Consider the following 17442-nt stretch of genomic DNA (forward strand, 5'->3'; position numbering starts at 1 on the left):
ATTATCTAATGCCGTGCATTAATTTTTTTAGGAGTGGGTTTAAAATTATCGAAATAAGACCAACTCCTACGGGCACTAGGGTAAAAATTAAAAAGAACGTCCCCATGGAATATTGCTCGGAAATCCTATCGATCATTCCGCCCATAGTTCCTGCCGCCTTGTTACCAATGGCAATGGCCAAATACCATATCCCAAACATAAAACCTATCATACGTGCCGGCACAAGCTTGCTTAAATAAGAAAGCCCTACCGGGGAAATACACAACTCCCCCATGGTATGTAACAAATAGGCCAAGATCAAAAATATCATACTCACAGAAGCGGTCTGTGCACCAGAAGGGATCCCAGAGGCGCCATAGGATAACACAGCAAAGCCCAATCCCAATAAAATAAGGCCTATTCCGTATTTCATGGCAGCACTGGGATTAAATTTACTTTCCCACCATCTGGAAAAAAAAGGTGCCAGGGTAATAATAAAGAATGAATTTAGAATGGCAAACCATGAAGCGTCTACCTGATTTCCTTCTTGGGAAAACTTATCGACCAATCTAAAAATGACTAATACCCAAAGCCCAAGAAATGCGACGGCCAAAGTAATATTGGATAAGCCTATGCGATTAAAGGTCTTTTTGGCCAACAATACCAAGACCCAGCTTATAATCATCAAGGGAACCGTTGTCAACAAAGCATCCACTATCTTAAAGATCATGGCCGACTGGCCAACGAGGTCCCTGTTGGTGTAATCCCGTGCAAATATGGTCATTGAACCCAATGACTGTTCAAAAAAAGCAAAAAAGAATACCGTAAAGAACCCAAAGATAGACACGGCAATAATTCGGTCCCTTACCACCGGAAGGTATCTAGCTATCCTAGCAACCAATAGTATTAGAAACAAGGCCAGGGAGAACAAAATAACTACATTGGTGCCACTTAGGCCTCCTAGACTAAACGGGGCCAAACTGCTTCCTTGTATTTTTTCAAAGGGATCGTTAAATAAATAGAGTAGCCCGCCAACAGAGGATAAAACCATCAAAACCTTATCGAAAGGGCTAAAGGGATTCAATTTGGTTTCTACCTCTGTTTCCACTTGCTTCCCTACACTATTTTCCGCTTCATTCACAGATAGTACGGTTTCCTCTTTTTTATGGGGTTTACCTCCAATATCACCAAACAGATCCTTTGCCAGCCAAAATTGGAGCATGCCAATTAGCATAAAAAAACCTGCCAAACCAAACCCCCAGGACCAACCATAATTTTCGGCCAAATACCCACATAGCATCATTCCAAAAAAAGCCCCGGCGTTAACACCCATATAAAATATGGTATAGGCCCCATCCTTTTTGGACTCTTTTCCATGGTACATTTCGGAAATAATGGAAGTAATATTGGGCTTAAAGAACCCCGTTCCAACAATCAGAAGTAAAAGGCCCAGATAAAAAGATGTTGTAGTTTCCAGCGCCATAGCCACATGGCCCAAGGTCATTATTAAACAACCAATGACCACTGCCACCCTATACCCGGTAATCTTATCCGCTATATACCCACCGATTATAGGGGCCAAATATAGAAGGGAAGCATAGGTTCCAATCAAAGCCAGGGCGTGTTCCCTAGGCCATTCCCATCCAGGATTATCACTTATAATGGGAGCCGTTAAAAACAATACCAGTAAAATTTTCATCCCGTAAAACGAGAAACGCTCCCACATTTCAGTGAAAAATAATACAAATAGCCCCGCAGGATGCCCTAGTACCTTATCCTTAAAAAGATTTTCAATATCGGTATTCATATAAAGGATGATTTTAGTATTAATGGATTGGCTATTCCAAATTAAGAAAGACGCCCATTAGGCTAACCAACCATAGAAATGCTTTATAAATAGCTAACACAATACCTGCCTAATATACATAAAAATCGCTGGTTAACCGGCGATAATATTCTTAGTGCACATTGCCCATAAGGCGCTTCATCAACGGTGCTGTGACCAAAACGATCAAAGCCGCTCCCAGTGCATATTCGGCTATAAGCTCAAAACCGTTAATATAGGTTTCAAGTGATTCAAAGCCGCCAACATTAGCGTCATCGCTTTCAACAGCCAACTGTTTCCCAATAAAACCAACCACCTGAAAAGCAAACGCCGAGGATAGAAACCAAACCCCCATCATAAAAGCTACAATTCTTTTTGGCGACAGATCCGTAATTTTTGATAAGCCTACTGGCGACATTAACAACTCACCCACGGAGATAAGAAAATACATAATCAGCAGATAGCTAAAAGGAACCATACCATTCTCATCTGCACTACCTCCACTTAGTGCCAAAATGTAAAAACTGATACCGGCAAAAGCCAAACCCAATCCAAATTTATAGGGAGTACGTGGATTTAATTTCTTCTTGGCCAAATAAGTAAACAATAAGGAGATGGGAATGGACAGGATTATAATGTACATAGAGTTAAGCGCATTGGTCTGTGCTGCATCCACAATACTGAGGTTCACATTACGTTCTGCAAAAAGAGTAATCACACTTCCCGATAATTCGTGAAAACCCCAGAAAATAGTCATAAAAAATGTAATCAAAACTGCCATAAAAAGTTTCTTACGTTCATCCAATGTGGCTTTATACATAATATACCCCATATAAAACAAGATGGATATCCCCACCATTTTAAAAATGACATTCACAATATTCTGATCCCCAAAAAAACTTCCTTCTTCGCCCAAAGGACGATAGGAAGACAAGAGGATAGCGATTACTGGTGCCGCGAGACAGGCCAATAAGGGAACCAATACTTTTTGCTTTACTCCAACAACTTTCCTCTCCAATATTTCCTGGCTAGGAGCCATCCCCTTGTCACCGAAAACATTTTTACGAATCCCGCTCCAGAAGAAAATCAGTCCCGTCAACATCCCTATACCGGCAAGACCAAAACCATAATGCCATCCGTACTCGCTGCCCAGCCACCCACAAAGTAAGGGAGCAGCAAATCCGCCAATATTAATCCCCATATAGAAGATGACGAATCCCGAATCCTTTCGGGTATCTCCTTCTGGATACAGTGAACCCACAAAGGTTGAGATGTTGGGCTTAAAAAACCCATTGCCCACCACTATTAGAGCCAGGGCCAGATAGAAAGCCACATTGTGTTCCACCGCAAGTACAAAATGTCCAAGGGCCATTAAGATACCTCCAAGAAAAATTGATTTCCGCATTCCGAGAATAGTATCCGAAATGCGACCTCCCACTACGGTAGAAGCATATACCAAGGAGCCATAAGAAGAATAAACAGCGGCGGCGGCATAATCACGTTGTGCCAATGCTTCAAAAATCACATTGACCATATAAAGTGTAAGCAGGGCCCGCATTCCATAAAAACTAAATCGCTCCCAGAGCTCGGCAAAGAAGAGGTAAAACAATCCTTTGGGATGTCCAAACATCTGTTGTTCCTCCATAAATTCGGCTTTAGTTTCCATTTGTCTGTTGTTTTTTGTTGTTATTGGTTTCTTCTAAATAATCTATCAAAAAATTGGTCATTTTTGTATACAGATGCAGGCGGGTGTTGCCTCCAAATATGCTGTGATTTTTATCTGGGTAAATCGCCCAATCGAATTGCTTGTTGGCCTGTACCAAAGCTTCTACCATCCTCATCGTATTTTGAACATGCACATTATCATCCGCTGTGCCATGAACCAATAAATACTTGCCTTTTAAAAGTTCGGGATAATTAAACGGGGAGTTTTCATCATAACCCTTAGGATTTTCCTGAGGTGTACGCATAAAACGCTCCGTATAAATGGAGTCATAGAACCTCCATGAGGTCACTGGTGCCACAGCAATGGCCATTTCAAAGGTATCATTCCCTTTTAACAAACAATTGGTAGACATAAATCCTCCGTAACTCCAGCCCCAAATCCCAGTCCTTGACTCGTCAATATAAGGCAATTCACTTAATTTTTTGGCCGCAGCTATTTGATCTTCCACCTCGTACTTCCCTAATTCCATATAGGTCACTTTTTTAAAATCTGCTCCTTTATATCCAGTGCCCCTTCCATCTACACATACCACAACATACCCTTCATTGGCCAACATCTGAAACCAATAGTCGTTAGTGCCCATCCAGGTATTGGATACAGATTGCGAACCCGGACCACTATATTGGGTCATAAACAGGGGGTATTTTTTAGTAGGATCGAAATCATATGGTTTTATCATCCACATATTCAGCTCATTGCCATTAATGGCGATGGTAGAAAATTCCTTTGAATTAATCCTATAATCTTCCAATTTAGATATTAACCCTTGGTTATTTAATATATCCTTTACTTTTTTACCATTCAGGGCATCATGTAAGGTATATTCCGGGGGAGTGGATGCATTGGAGAACGAATTGATGAAATAGGTGAAATCATCACTAAAATCGGCAGTATTCTGCCCTAATTTGATAGTCAGACGCCTTTTATTCTTTCCATTACTACTTACACTGAACACATCTCTATTTATAGATCCATTTTCAGTAGATTGATAATAGATCAAATCTTCTTTTTGATCATAACCATAATACTTGGTTACTGCCCAAGGGCCTTTGGTAGCTTGATGCATTAATTTGCCGTCTACATCATACAGGTAAATATGTCTAAAGCCATCCTTCTCACTAGTCCAGATAAAGCTGTCATCCGCCAAAAAAGTAAGATCATCAGTAACGCTAACATAGGCATCATCAGTTTCCTCCAGTAAAATACTACCGGTATTATTCTTTGCATTTACAGTATACAACCTTAGTTTGTTCTGATGGCGGTTCAAGGTCTGAACACTTAGATAGTTGGGGTTGTTCTTCCATTTTATTCTAGGGATATAGTATGGATCGTCCAAATCAACCTCGGTCTTACCGTAAGTGTCCATATTCACTATATGCAGTGAAACCCGGGAATTGTCCTCCCCTGCCTTAGGGTATTTAAACACCGTCTGGGTCTGATAAAGATTACTGCCGTAAACATCCATGGAAAATTCCGGAACTTTGGTTTCATCGAAACGTATGAAAGCCAATTTGGACCCATCTGAGTTCCATTCAAATGCCCTTACAAAGGCAAATTCCTCTTCATATACCCAGTCCGTTATCCCGTTGATGATCTTATTCTTTTCCCCATCCACAGTTAGCTGTTTGGTTCTATTGGCTGCTATGTCCAAAACGTAAATATTGTTATCCTTAACGTAGGCCACTTTGCTACCATCGGGAGACAGGGTGGGTTCTTGTATTTTAAAATCGGAAACACTGGAAATTTTTTTTGATTTGAGATCGTAGACAAAGAAAAAACCTAAAGTTGACCGCCTAAAAATAGGTTCAACTTCTGTGGCCAAAACTATTTTGGATTCATCTTCACTAAACTCATAAGAAGTAAAATATGGCACCGAACTTGAAGAAGAAACTATGGTTTCCAGTTTTTTTTGGGTTTTGTAGTCATACTTTTCAATAGAGGAAGTAGCTCTCTCCCTGTCCACACTTAAAATGGTATAGTATTTTCCATTTTTCATGGATCGTAATTTATCCAAGCCGTCAACACGAAAGGTGCCGTCATAAATCTCTTCCAAAGAGATCTTCTTGTTTTGGGCCAAAAGCAATGAAAAACTGTTAAGGATAAATAGCAACAGAAATAATAAGGGGGTTTTTCTCACAAATACTAATGTTTAATTAATATATAATAGATTGAAAACACCTGAAAACATTTCAGTATTTTCAAAAATTTATTCAAATCTCCAAGATTACTAAAAAATTCACATAAGTGAGTTCTATAAAGTAAAAAAATAGCATTTTTCACTTCTTTTATGGCCGTTTTAAGATATCCAATGTTTTGACGCCTTATTACTATCTTTGCACAAAGAAACCAATAGTTCAATGACCGCACCTATAGAAGGATTTTCCAAACTGACCAAAGAGGACAAAATTAACTGGATTGCCCAACATTACACCCAAAATAGTGAGCGAACCGTTGCCATCTTAAAACAGTATTGGAACCCTGATGAAAAATTACAAAATTTACATGATGAGTTCATAGAAAATACCATCACCAACTTTTATTTACCCTTGGGTATTGCCCCCAATTTTCTCATAAACAACAAACTTTATGCCATCCCAATGGCAATTGAAGAAAGCTCCGTAGTTGCAGCTGCAAGCAAGGCCGCAAAATTTTGGCAGACCCGCGGTGGATTTAAGACTACCGTTTTGGGTACTGAAAAAGTAGGGCAAGTACATTTTATGTATCATGGCAGTGTAGAAAAACTTACCGGCTTTTTCAAGTTTGTGAAGCCTAAATTGATCAATAGTGTTGCTTCCATTATTAAAAACATGGAAAAACGAGGTGGCGGAATCAAGAACATTCAACTTCGGAATAAAACTTCGGAATTGGAGGGCTATTTCCAATTGCACTGCACTTTTGAAACATTGGATGCCATGGGTGCCAATTTCATAAACTCTTGTTTGGAAGGGTTCTCCCAATGCTTAAAAGAGGAGGCCCAACATTATGGTCCATTTACGGCAGGGGAGAAAGATATGGAAATAGTCATGAGTATTCTCTCCAATTACATCCCAAACTGTGTGGTTAAGGCAGAAGTTAGTTGTCCGGTTACAGATTTGAAGGGCCACCACGGAATTTCCGCAGAAGATTTTGCAAAAAAGATGGTGCGTGCCGTAAATATTGCAAAAGTTGAACCCTATAGGGCGGTTACCCATAACAAAGGAATCATGAACGGAATAGATGCCGTAGTTTTGGCTACAGGAAATGATTTTAGAGCCATAGAAGCAGGGGCACATGCGTATGCCTCCAAGGATGGACGTTATACCAGTCTTACGCATGCGAGTATAGAAAATGGGATTTTTAAATTTTGGATAGAGATTCCCTTAGCCCTGGGAACTGTGGGTGGCCTAACCAATTTGCACCCACTGGTAAAACTCGCCTTGGAAATCTTACAAAATCCTACGGCAAATGAACTCATGCAAATAGTAGCCGTAGCCGGACTGGCCCAAAACTTTGGCGCAGTGCGTTCCTTGGTAACAACGGGTATCCAACAAGGGCATATGAAAATGCATTTATTGAATATATTGAACCAATTGGGGGCTACGGAAGAAGAAAAAATAAGCTTGGTGGACTATTTTAAAAAGCATACGGCCTCCCACAGCGCAGTAGTGGTCGCTTTTGAAGAGTTGAGAAATAAAAAATGACAAAACAATATTACAGCAATGGCAAGCTCCTTATAACGGGAGAATACTTGGTTTTGGATGGCGCCCAAAGTTTAGCGGTACCCACCCTATACGGACAATCCCTATCGGTAAAAGAGAATGAGGACACTCTGCTGACTTGGAAAAGTTTGGACGAAAAAGGAAAGCCCTGGTTCGAAAGTATTTATTCATTGGAGGGGTTTAGTGATGTTTCCAAAATTTCTGTTTCTGATGAAGCATCAACTATCTCGGGTATCCTCAAAAAAATTCTTTTGGAAGCTAGAAAATTAAACCCAAGTTTTTTATCAGACTCCCAAGGGTATGAAGTTACCACGGCATTAAACTTTCCAAGAGAATGGGGCTTGGGATCATCATCCACTTTGATCAACAACATTGCCCAATGGGCTCAGATAGATGCCTACGCACTACTTTGGAATGCCTTTTCTGGTAGTGGGTACGACATAGCCTGTGCTCAAAACAACAGCCCTATTATTTACCAATTAAAAAATAACGGCCCTAATGTACAGTCAGTAACCTTCAACCCCCCATTTAAAAACGACCTATACTTTGTACATCTGAATCAAAAACAGAACAGTCGGGACGGTATTGCCCAATACCGCAAAAAAGACTTCAATACTTTTTCCTCCATATCCCAAATTAATAGCATTACCCAACGCATATTGACCTGTACACGCCTATCCCAATTTGACAAGCTCATTAAAAAACATGAGGCAATTGTAAGCGAGATCCTGGGAATGCCAACAGTTAAAGAACGATTGTTTCCAGATTACAAGGGTGCTATTAAAAGTCTAGGGGCCTGGGGTGGCGATTTTATACTGGCAACAGGTAACAAAACTACTCCAGATTACTTTAAGGAAAAAGGGTATACCACTGTTATCCCTTATGTAAAAATGGTCAAATAATCCAAATACCCAATGGGCAAGACCAATATTATTGCCATGAAACCATTTAACCAAAAACAATAATGCCTCCCAAAAAAGGAGGCATTATTGTTTTTGGAGCACTAAGGTTCCACTAATAAAATGTTGCTCTTTTATCTTCTATCGTAGAAGATTCCTTTAAGGCATTGTAAACCGCGAAGTTTACTCTTCCAGCAGCACCAGCCTGTAAATTCTTGGCATAAGTACTGTAGTTATCCAATTTAGCAGCTTCTTCTTTTTTGGCGACAGTTAACATATACACCCCACTATCTCCCTTTATTAAATCAGAGGTAGCTCCTTGCTCCATCGCAAAGGCAGTACCAACAACAAAGGCCTCGGATCCAGCACCTGGAATAATAGGTGACTTCATTGTCAAAGCCGTAGCTGTAGAAGCTATAACATTATTATCCGTGGCGAAACTATCCATAGTTTTACCTTTATTGGCTTCTATGATCTGTGCCGCCTTTTTTTCCTTTCTCAATTTTGGAAGAACCAAAGCCGATGCATCTTCAACGCTCATAAGTCCTTCAGCATACTTCGCAGTCAATCGCACAACGGCATAACCATTATTTATATTGAACCTTTTAACCTCTCCCAATTTAGTATCTTCGTTAAAAGCCCATTGAACAATGGCACGCTGGGCAGAAAGTCCTGGAAGATTTTCATCCATTTCCTTGATCTTATTTACCGGTCTAACCACAAAATTACTTTCCTTGGCAGCTACCGCAAAATCCTTATCCGAGATAGTTTCCATTTCAAATTTGGTGGCCTCGGTGAACAAGGTATTGATAGTTTCTTCGGAAGGCTCTATTTCCCTTGCCAAGGTGGCAATTTTTACAATATCCTGTTTGTCATCTATCTTAACGATATGGAATCCAAAATCTGTCTCTACCAAACCTATGGCACCCACTGGATTACTAAAAGTGAAGTCGTTAAATGGCGCTACCATTACCCCTTCTTGATTATATCCAAGGTCACCACCTTGGGGCGCTGAAGGTCCGTCTGAATTATCCCTGGCCAATTCTGCAAAAACAGTATTCGCTTTCTTTGCCTCAGCCAACAATTCCTTTGCTTTTTTCTCGGCCTCCTCCTTGGTTCGGGCAACCTCCGGATTGGCACGTTGAGCACCTACATAGGATATTAGGATGTGACTGGATTTTACAGTACCATTTGCCTTTCTATCCATCATTTTGGAAACCTTAAAGTAATCCCCATCACGATAAGTACCAAAAATACTTCCCTTTTCCAAAGACATAAGCGTATCTGCAAATTTGGCGGGCAAATCTTTCTTGGCTTTATAAATAGTGTCAAATTTTGTATCCGAATTTCTATCCAAAAAGGCCATCATATCAGTAGTACTGGTAAAACCTCTAATGGTATCGTTTGCGTCCTTTTGTGCATTGTATTCCACACGGTCCTCCAAAAGTTTTGAAATTTCTTCCTTTACCGCATTTTCATCTTCCAACGAAGCTTTTTCTTCAAAATAGACAAATTCTACATCCCTAGCCTTATCTTGTTTATAGTCTTTCTTATGTTCATTGATATAAGCCTCAATCTCTTTCTTGGTAACCGCTATGGAAGAATCGGCTATTGAAGTGTAGGGCACACGTACATACTTGATATCAACTTTATCATTCGCCAACTTATAATCCAATTCCCCCTCTTTCAATGTTGAGCCAACACCTGCTTTTATAAGATTAAAATAAGTCTGCTCCTTTGCATTTTGAATGATGGCCTGCTCATCCTGTAACCATAAAGCGTAGCGATTTGGATTGTTTGCTTTCCAATCTGCTACGGCTTCCCTAAACTTATTCTCATCAAAAACACCACTCGCATTCTGAAATTCAGGATTTTGAACATAAGAAGGAATCGTCTTTATATAGTTTATTATCTGATCCTGTTCTATATTGATACCCAACTCCTCAAATTGCTGACCAAGAATGGTATTTCTGACTTCCCTATCCCAAACCTGATTGACCAATTGCATAGAAGAGGCTGTAGGGCCGGCCATTCTAGAATAGGCCTCCACATCCCTTCTAAATTGATCTATGGAAATTTCATCCCCATTAATCTCTGCCACGGAAGAACCAACCTTTCCACCACCCAATTCATTACTACTGAACACACCTGAAATTACAAATGCGAACAAAGCCAAACCAATGATTAAAATTAAAACGGTAGTTCGTTTCCTTATATTCTCTAAAATTGCCATTATGTAAACTGTTTAAATTTATCCCGTTACTATCGGGAGGCGAAATTACTACTTTCTTTTGAAATAATAAAAACTAAAAAAAACCAAAAAAAATCCCTCAAATGCCTATTCATCGTCCAGCACTACCAAGGATACCATATCTATTTTATTACTTGAAACTTCCAACACTACAAAAAGGAAATTCCCGATCTTAATTTCGGAGTTTTTTTCTGGAATCTCCCCGGTTTCATTAATGATCAAGCCTCCCAAGGTTTCGTACTCATCACTTTCTGGAAGTTCCAACTTATATTGTTCATTAATATAATCTACTTCCAACCTCCCAGAAAACTTAAAGGAATTTTCATTCAGCTGCTCCTCATGTAAATCGGTAGTATCATGTTCATCCTCTATATCGCCAAAAAGCACCTCCACAATATCCTCCACGGTCATAACCCCCGAAGTACCCCCATACTCATCCAGAACAACGGCAATACTTTTCCTTTTTTTGGTCAGAATATTAAGAATATCATTTATGAGCATTGTTTCCGGAACAAACTCCACGGGAAGTAGGATACTTTTTACGGTCTTAGGCTTTTTAAAAAGTTCATAGGAATGCACATATCCAATAATGTTGTCTATGGTATCTTTGAACACCAATATTTTGGAATAGCCCGTTTCGGTAAAAAGCTTTGCCAAATTTTTTGGTGTTTCATGAAGTTCTACCGCGGCAATCTCCGTTCTAGGAACCATTACTTCCCTAGCTTTTACCCCTGAGAACTCCAGAGCATTCTGGAAAATTTGTATCTCGGAATCCACCTCATCTTCCTTTTCTACAGCTTCCATTTGCTCGGTAATATAATCTCCCAATTCTATTTTACTAAAGGCCAATTGCACCTCATCCCCATCTGTCTTAAAGAGCACCTTAAGAATTATATCGGAAATCCAAATAACGAAATCCGATATTACTGAAAATAATACATAGAAAATATAGGCAGGTATTGCCAACAACCTTAGCATTGTGTTGCTATAAATCTGAAATAATACCTTGGGCAAAAACTCAGCGGTCAACAAAATAATCAGGGTAGAGATAACCGTTTGGGTCACCAGGCTAAAATCTGTAAGCATTAAACTTAAAAAGCTGCCGGGGGTCGACTCGATTCCCTCAAATAGGCTCATAAGAAGATCTCCCATAAAAAGTCCGTAGACCACCAAGGCAATATTGTTCCCAATAAGCATGGTTGCGATGAACTTTGAAGGTTTCTTGGTAAGGCGGGTCAGCACTTTCGGCATCAAACCGTCCTGCTTTTTTTCTATCTCTATGTGAATTTTATTGGCAGAAATAAAGGCGATTTCCATTCCCGAGAAAAAAGCGGAAAACAGCAAGGAAATAACAATGATAATGACAATATATGCCTCCAAGATTACTGTTTATTGTTTTTTTGACGCTCTTCGAACCTTTTTCTATAGGTTTTTTTAAAAATGAACATCCCTATGGAAACTATCCCAAAGAAGACAAATAAATAGGCCCTTTGCCTATCTATGTTCCATTGCTCGTAAATTTCAAAAGCCGACACTACGGCCACTGCCAAATAAAGGTATTCGGTATATCTTAAAATCTTAATCATTCGTCTTTTCTTTTATACTCATATAACCATAGGTCTTATTAGCGTTAAAAAAACTAAAATCCCTATTAAAGTCCATTCCCTCACCGTCCATTATGGTTCCTTCCTCCGGATTGGTGTATTTAAATTTCTGTTGCGTAAAAATCCAATCATTGGTTCTATCCCAATATAATTGCGGTGCCTCCAATTTTTTACCGTCACTGGTTTCAATGACCACATTACCTTGCAAATCTATTAAATTAGTACTTGAATAAATAATGCCGTAATCTGCAGTAACCGTACTTTTTTCTCCTTTTTCATCAAAAAACTCTACAAGGAGTCCTTCCGGGAAGGCATAATAAGGAAAGACCAAATTATTAAAATCATCACAAATTGGACCTTTTAGTACGGCAATTACACGCGCAGAAACAACACCTTCATTTTTTTCAAGTTCGTCGGTCTCCGTATAAGTTAAGGTAAAATCCTCTGCAATAGCACCTGGAAATATCTTTTTTATTGCTTCGTCACCGACTCTCTTATAATTGTCGGCACAGGAATAAAAAAGCATTGCCATAGAAAAAACTATGGCAATGCTCCTTAAATTATATAAACCTTTTTTTTTCATCTTATAGGTTGGGCACTTTTACACTACCTCCTACCCAACAAGAGAAACTAACTGTTTTACCGGCCATACCGGAATTAAATATATCCGTTTTGGACGGTGCCTTGGCACTGTAACTTGCCGCAGCCTGACCAGCCCTACCACTTAGGGCGGGATCTACACGGCCTGCCTGGCGAGCCAAATCAGCAGCTTTCCAATAGATAGCCCTTTTCTCAAAAGGAGTGCTACCACATTCATTGGCGCTACCGGCATACAAACTTGCAATCAGCAAATAAGCCTTACCATTGGACGGGTTGGCATCAATTGCCTTTTGGGCATAACTTCTGGCAGTGGACTTACTACCTCTTCTATAGCTTGTAGCAATTTTATAAGCGATGTTCGACTTTTTTCTGGAATCTGTCTCCAACTCCAATGCCTTATTGAAATCTGCAAGAGCACCACTATTATCCCCTGCATTATTCTTAAGGGCACCAGCATACATATATGCACTGGCGGAAGGCTCCATGGCCAATTGTACTTCAAAAAGCTTTTTGAACATTGGATCTTCGGTACACTCTTTACTGTACATTCTTCCAACAGCTCTCTTAATCCAGGTTAAATCTCCTTTTTTTGAATCAAAATTCTTTTCATACAAAGGAATTAAGTTTTCGCAGTTTGCCAATGCACCTAATTTGCTATCTATACTTTCAGCTATTTTACCATAGCTTTCAGAATAACTATTGTAAGAACTCAGCTGTCTCTTCTCTTTGGAAGTCAAAGTACCGGCATCTTCCTTAGGTAGAAGCTTATTGATAACCTCAGTAAGTTTCTCGTTTTCTTCATCGATCTTTTCGGTGATATTGTCGTATTTTTCAAATACCTCCTCCAATTCTTTTTTACCTGCACTATTTAAATCAACCAAGCTGGAGAAATATAAATACAAGGCTTTAGGGTTTTTAAAATTCGCCCTATCCTCTGTAAAGGCTTTGTCTAGCTGAGAATAGATTTCATCATCGGTAATCATCTTCTCGTCATACTTCAACAATACCTTATCAATAATGGTCTCCGCAACATCTGTCTTTGCAGGAAAGTATTTGGCCCTATTATCGTATAATTCCATTAAAGCATTGATATTCGCAGTTTTATCGGCTCCTGTTGCTTTAGCCAGCCTATCTTTTAGTATGCGCTCACCATATAATATATTGGCCCAGTTTAATGTAGGGCAATTGTCATATACCATTTTCCATGGTGTATAAGCAGCCTCATAATTCTTAACTTTTACATGCTCTGTGTAAATGGAAAGATTGGTCATACACTCCGGGTTTTGAGCTTGAGAATGCCCTAAACCCACAAATCCCATGGCGGCTATCGCTGTGATGTAGAGTTTCTTTTTCATCTGTCTGTTTATTTTAAGGTGGTTAAAGTAATAATTTTTAATTAATTTTTCTTGGTATGAACCATTTATCGTTTAAAGATAGGCCCACATTAACTTTGAAATAACTTTCCTCTACTAAATCCCCGTATTTGGTTCCTCTTTTTCCAAGTTCAAAGCCAAGGTTAATATTTGAAAGATTACGACCCAGTGGTAAACCCATTCCAAAAGTTATGCCAAAATCATTTATCTCCCTATTATCTACCACTATTCCCGATTTGGAGACCTTTGCTCCTGCCCTAAAGGTCACTCTTTTTAAATAACTTGTAAAAGAGGCATAATCAGGGATATAATATCCCCCCAGTCTAAAGGTCTCGGCATTTTGGTACTCCAAATTACTGGCAGGCGAAAGCTCATTTTCAAAAGAGCTTAATTCCTGAAAACTGTACTCTGCCCCTAAAAACCATTTCTTATCCTGGCCATAACCCACGCCCAATGTGGCGGTCGTTGGTATTTGTACTCCTGTGCGCGCCAAACCCTGTGCTGCCAAATCCACTTCAATAACCTCAATATCAATGCCACTCACTGTAGAAAAAGAACCTATTGACCTAGTATTCTCAGATACCAAATTGGCCTGAGTATTTACTATAACACTGGTAAAAAGAGTATGTTTTTCGTTGATGGCCGGTGTAAAACTGGCTCCAAAATTAAAATCGAAGCCTTTGATCCTAGATTCTATCCTATTGAAAGAACCTAATTGTACGTCTTCAATAGTCTGGTAACTATTGATATTCTGATTCCCAAAATTAAAATTACTGGTAACTCCTAAACTCAAATTCTTAAAAAGTTCATAGCCCAAAGAGAAATAAACTCGGTTTAACCCTCCTTCACCATTGAACGATTCCGAAACTAGTCCTTGATCGGTAGTTCTTTCCGATTGAAAATTATACCCCACGGAAGAATACGGCATAATTCCAAAACCCATTCCAAAACCTTTGCCCAAATTAAAGCCCAATGACAAATAGTCTAAATTTGAAAGGGAGGCATTTTCTTTGGAATCGTTGGTTTCAAACCTGTACTCTTTACGGGAAAGTCCCGCTGTGTAGGTTGTTAACCGCAGCTTACTATATGCAGCTGGATTATTAAGGTTGATATGAATACTATCCGTATAAACACTCAACCCACCCATCATTTGATTCTCCACTGTGCCGGTAGCCTTTAAATCCCCAACACCGAAATAAGAATATGGGGAAGCAGTACTATTCTGAGCATATATGCTTACCGAAGTTACGCATAAAATTGCAATAATAAAATTTTTGATCATCTAGCGCTTGTTGTATTCTAACAAATGGTATAACCCCAACAGGAGAAATTTAGAATGCGCAAATATGGTATTTTTTAATCGTTTTGACAAAAATTGAGCATCACCTCCTGTTAAAATAACTGTTAAATCGACAAATCTACTTCTATATTGATCAATAACCCCGTCAATTTCATTGCAAATACCATTGATCACACCACTATGCATACTAGTTTCAGTAGTGTTTCCAATAATATCCAAAATTGGTTTTTTTTTCAACAAAGGCAATTTGGAGGTTTGCTCGTGCATGGCCCTATACCTCATTGCTATTCCGGGCGAAATGGCACCGCCCAGATATTCTCCATAATCGTTAATGGCATCATAGGTAACGCAGGTACCTGCGTCTATGACCAGGGTATTTCCTTTGGGATTATGATAAAAGGCAGCTGTTGCCAGGGCAATCCGATCTACCCCAAGAGTCTGTGGGGTAGCATAGGAATTTTTAAAAGGGGTTTTAGAATTGTAACTAAGTACATGAACTTCACAAAACACGCATAACATGGCTATTTCCTCATGGCTCATCCCTCCAACATTGGAAACAATGGCATTTTGAATACGGAAGTAGTCCTCAAAAATAGATTTCACATTTTTTGCAAAATCCGTTTTAGGAATTTTTCGATAGGAAATAATTTTACCATTTTCGAAAACCGCCATTTTTACTAGGGTATTACCCACATCTACGATCAAGTTCATACTGTAAAGATCAAAAAACTAAAAAAAACAAAAGCCTTTTTTTTCATTTTTGTTTGTATATCATAAAATTGAAATTATATTTGCACCCGCTTACAGCGTTTGGTGCCTTAGCTCAGTTGGTAGAGCAATGGACTGAAAATCCATGTGTCCCTGGTTCGATTCCTGGAGGCACCACCTCAAAAGCCCTTGATTTTCAAGGGCTTTTTTTATTTTCACCCCTTTTTATAGCATTTCCGTTATAGCCGATTGCCTCAATTATAAAAACACATTTGTATTATCGGACTAAAATTGACCCAAGAAGATGTTTACGGCCCTAAGAGTTCCTTTATGCCGAAGGACTCCCAAACTATCCCTTCATAGGCGCTTTCACGCCCACCTTCGTATAAGATACCAATATTTTCCCCATCAATTGGGGTTAAATCGGAATAAGCGGAAGGCCCTGGGAATATTTGTTTTTCAATAGGCCAAGATTTCCCATCATCCTTACTTAGTCTGAGTGTCATATTCACCCTATTTTTATCATCGGCCGGATTGGCAAAAAGGGAATATACCCGATCTTCCACACCAAAGCGCAGAGTGCTGGCCTGACAGATAGGCTCCACCAAAGTCTCATGATGACGCATATCTTTCCATGATTCGCCACCATCACTACTGTAGGCCAATTGCCTACTGTCCATATTTCTATCATAATTCCGCATGTTTAGCATAAGGCTATGATCGGAAAGTTCTACCACTTCACATTCGTTAACCTGATCACGCGGGCTGACACCTCCCAGTTCCCATGAAGCACCATGATCATCGGAATAAATGGTGTGCGAGTAATACTTTTTGCTAACGGCCTCGATATGATCGCATGCTATAACCAACCTGTCCTTATACTTACCTCCAAGAATTTGGATTCCAGACCCTGGTCCCGTAGCATACCATGTCCAATTGGGCAATTTTACATCCGAGGTGATTTCTTTGGGACGACTCCAGCTTTTGCCATCATTGCTAGATTTCATCAGAAATACCCTTCGCGTATCCTTACTCTTTTGGGCAATAATGTCCGGTTCATGATCCGACCCCAGATTCCATGTGGATAGCAAAAAAATAGCACCGGTAGTACGATCTACAACTGGAGAAGGGTTTCCGCAAGTATTGCCTTCATCCTGCCAAAGTACTTCCAATTTGCCCCAAGTTTTTCCTCCATCCGTTGATCGCTTCATTACCAAATCTATATTGCCCGTATCACTACAACCATTTTTTCTACCCTCCGCAAAAGCCAGCAAAGTGTTACTATTTGTTTTAACTACAGCGGGAATACGAAAACAATTATAATTTTCCTGGCCTCCTTCAAAAATATAATTCAATGGTTGTGCACCCTCCAACTTTTCTTTTGTGGATTGGGCCAACAGGGAATGGACCCATAAGGCAAACATGACGCAAACTAAAAACCGTTTCATTAATGTGTTAGAATAAATCATTCCTTTTTTT

General features: G+C 39.5%; 13 protein-coding genes and 1 tRNA gene. 3 read left to right on the top strand and 11 right to left on the bottom strand.

The window, feature by feature from the left end; genetic code table 11:
* Position 1: 1 nt before the first annotated feature.
* From MWU84_RS13650 to MWU84_RS13660, 3 genes are all read right to left on the bottom strand, one after another.
* Complete coding sequence (locus tag MWU84_RS13650) at positions 2–1786, bottom strand: peptide MFS transporter (RefSeq protein ID WP_246902182.1); 1785 nt, start codon at positions 1784–1786, stop codon at positions 2–4.
* A 151-nt stretch (positions 1787–1937) separates the two neighbouring features.
* Complete coding sequence (locus MWU84_RS13655; RefSeq protein ID WP_246902184.1) at positions 1938–3470, bottom strand: oligopeptide:H+ symporter; 1533 nt, start codon at positions 3468–3470, stop codon at positions 1938–1940.
* The gene (locus MWU84_RS13660; protein ID WP_246902186.1) at positions 3460–5667 is read right to left on the bottom strand and encodes a S9 family peptidase; all 2208 of its coding nucleotides are present in this window, start codon (positions 5665–5667) and stop codon (positions 3460–3462) included. The genes MWU84_RS13655 and MWU84_RS13660 overlap by 11 nt, the downstream gene beginning before the upstream one ends.
* Before the next feature lie 220 nt (positions 5668–5887).
* Here MWU84_RS13660 and MWU84_RS13665 point away from each other — a divergent pair, with 220 nt between their 5' ends.
* Both MWU84_RS13665 and MWU84_RS13670 read left to right on the top strand, forming a co-directional pair.
* Positions 5888–7210, top strand: coding sequence for a hydroxymethylglutaryl-CoA reductase, degradative (locus tag MWU84_RS13665; RefSeq protein ID WP_246902188.1), 1323 nt, complete (start codon positions 5888–5890; stop codon positions 7208–7210).
* Positions 7207–8130, top strand: a complete 924-nt coding sequence (locus MWU84_RS13670) for a GYDIA family GHMP kinase (protein WP_246902190.1) — start codon at positions 7207–7209, stop codon at positions 8128–8130. The genes MWU84_RS13665 and MWU84_RS13670 overlap by 4 nt, the downstream gene beginning before the upstream one ends.
* 112 nt (positions 8131–8242) lie before the next feature.
* Here MWU84_RS13670 and MWU84_RS13675 read toward each other — a convergent pair whose 3' ends face one another.
* From MWU84_RS13675 to MWU84_RS13705, 7 genes are all read right to left on the bottom strand, one after another.
* Positions 8243–10360 carry a peptidylprolyl isomerase gene (locus tag MWU84_RS13675; protein WP_246902192.1) on the bottom strand — a complete coding sequence of 706 codons (2118 nt, stop codon included), beginning with the start codon at positions 10358–10360 and terminating at the stop codon, positions 8243–8245.
* A gap of 105 nt (positions 10361–10465) precedes the next feature.
* A complete protein-coding gene (locus tag MWU84_RS13680) occupies positions 10466–11758 on the bottom strand; it encodes a hemolysin family protein (RefSeq protein WP_281502559.1) in 1293 nt (430 codons plus the stop codon).
* 2 nt (positions 11759–11760) lie between these two features.
* Positions 11761–11964, bottom strand: a complete 204-nt coding sequence (locus tag MWU84_RS13685) for a hypothetical protein (RefSeq protein ID WP_187581110.1) — start codon at positions 11962–11964, stop codon at positions 11761–11763.
* Positions 11957–12565 carry an LPS export ABC transporter periplasmic protein LptC gene (gene lptC, locus MWU84_RS13690; RefSeq protein WP_246902194.1) on the bottom strand — a complete coding sequence of 203 codons (609 nt, stop codon included), beginning with the start codon at positions 12563–12565 and terminating at the stop codon, positions 11957–11959. Before lptC ends, MWU84_RS13685 begins: the two co-directional genes overlap by 8 nt.
* Position 12566: 1 nt before the next feature.
* Positions 12567–13937 (bottom strand): hypothetical protein, encoded by a 1371-nt coding sequence (locus MWU84_RS13695; RefSeq protein ID WP_246902196.1) that lies wholly within the window; start codon positions 13935–13937, stop codon positions 12567–12569.
* Positions 13938–13974: 37 nt separating this feature from the next.
* A complete protein-coding gene (locus tag MWU84_RS13700) occupies positions 13975–15237 on the bottom strand; it encodes a hypothetical protein (RefSeq protein WP_246902199.1) in 1263 nt (420 codons plus the stop codon).
* Complete coding sequence (locus tag MWU84_RS13705; protein WP_246902202.1) at positions 15238–15966, bottom strand: type III pantothenate kinase; 729 nt, start codon at positions 15964–15966, stop codon at positions 15238–15240. It abuts the gene before it with no gap.
* A 101-nt stretch (positions 15967–16067) separates the two neighbouring features.
* On the opposite strand from MWU84_RS13705, the gene MWU84_RS13710 reads away from it, so the two are divergent.
* Positions 16068–16140 (top strand) — tRNA-Phe (locus MWU84_RS13710).
* 131 nt (positions 16141–16271) lie between these two features.
* Here MWU84_RS13710 and MWU84_RS13715 read toward each other — a convergent pair.
* Positions 16272–17411, bottom strand: coding sequence for a sialidase family protein (locus MWU84_RS13715; protein WP_246902209.1), 1140 nt, complete (start codon positions 17409–17411; stop codon positions 16272–16274).
* Between the last annotated feature and the right edge of the window lie 31 nt (positions 17412–17442).

This window comes from Arenibacter sp. F20364 (assembly GCF_023015905.1).
GTDB lineage: Bacteria > Bacteroidota > Bacteroidia > Flavobacteriales > Flavobacteriaceae > Arenibacter.

Excerpts from the sequence above, each read along its gene's own strand:
- MWU84_RS13670 (WP_246902190.1), top strand. The coding sequence starts at position 7,207 with ATGACAAAACAATATTACAGCAATGGCAAGCTCCTTATAACGGGAGAA.
- MWU84_RS13665 (WP_246902188.1), top strand. The coding sequence starts at position 5,888 with ATGACCGCACCTATAGAAGGATTTTCCAAACTGACCAAAGAGGACAAA.
- MWU84_RS13685 (WP_187581110.1), bottom strand. The coding sequence starts at position 11,964 with ATGATTAAGATTTTAAGATATACCGAATACCTTTATTTGGCAGTGGCC.
- MWU84_RS13675 (WP_246902192.1), bottom strand. The coding sequence starts at position 10,360 with ATGGCAATTTTAGAGAATATAAGGAAACGAACTACCGTTTTAATTTTA.
- MWU84_RS13650 (WP_246902182.1), bottom strand. The coding sequence starts at position 1,786 with ATGAATACCGATATTGAAAATCTTTTTAAGGATAAGGTACTAGGGCAT.
- MWU84_RS13695 (WP_246902196.1), bottom strand. The coding sequence starts at position 13,937 with ATGAAAAAGAAACTCTACATCACAGCGATAGCCGCCATGGGATTTGTG.
- lptC (WP_246902194.1), bottom strand. The coding sequence starts at position 12,565 with ATGAAAAAAAAAGGTTTATATAATTTAAGGAGCATTGCCATAGTTTTT.
- MWU84_RS13655 (WP_246902184.1), bottom strand. The coding sequence starts at position 3,470 with ATGGAAACTAAAGCCGAATTTATGGAGGAACAACAGATGTTTGGACAT.
- MWU84_RS13705 (WP_246902202.1), bottom strand. The coding sequence starts at position 15,966 with ATGAACTTGATCGTAGATGTGGGTAATACCCTAGTAAAAATGGCGGTT.
- MWU84_RS13700 (WP_246902199.1), bottom strand. The coding sequence starts at position 15,237 with ATGATCAAAAATTTTATTATTGCAATTTTATGCGTAACTTCGGTAAGC.
- MWU84_RS13715 (WP_246902209.1), bottom strand. The coding sequence starts at position 17,411 with ATGAAACGGTTTTTAGTTTGCGTCATGTTTGCCTTATGGGTCCATTCC.